Raw genomic sequence first — 502 nt, 5'->3', positions numbered from 1 at the left:
AAGATCTTGTAAAGCGGTTAAAAAACGATTTTGTATTTCGTTTAGATTGCGGATTTTTATTTTCCGATTGGATTCCTTCGGAATCTTCCTATTCAAGAATGATTAAAAAAATTGTTAAAAGTAATGTAATGGAACGTGTAGAGGAAACGCTTCTAACTCAAGCGATTACTGAAGGCTTTATTAGTGATAACACCGTAGCTATTGATGCAACTCATATTGAAGCATGGGATCATGCACCATTTAAAGAAAAGGATTCAATAGTTCCATCTAAAAAACGCGGGCGCAAATCAAAAGAAGAAAAAGAAAAATGGCTACAAGAAAAAGCCGATAAAGAAGCAAATCTTTCTTTGCACGAAAAAAACATTGAAGCACAATTTGGACTTGAGTCAATATCTTGGACACAAAAAAGTTAAGTTTTTTGTAAGTCACTTGTCGGCGGTTTTGAGTATCTCCGTTTTGCCTCTAATCCGACAAGGTCTTGCTCTGCCATGTATCTCAGCTG

The 502-nt window shown here is 35.7% G+C and carries 1 pseudogene; it reads left to right on the top strand.

Annotation, left to right across the window (positions count from 1 at the left end):
* Positions 1 to 374, top strand: a pseudogene (locus BEN26_RS13845) (transposase); the annotation flags it as partial.
* Positions 375 to 502: the final 128 nt, after the last annotated feature.

Source organism: Tepidibacillus sp. HK-1 (genome assembly GCF_001748485.2).
In the GTDB taxonomy this organism is placed as follows: domain Bacteria; phylum Bacillota; class Bacilli; order Tepidibacillales; family Tepidibacillaceae; genus Tepidibacillus_B; species Tepidibacillus_B infernus.
Note: the sequence above shows the minus strand (reverse complement) of the source record. Positions and strands in the feature narration are given on the sequence as shown.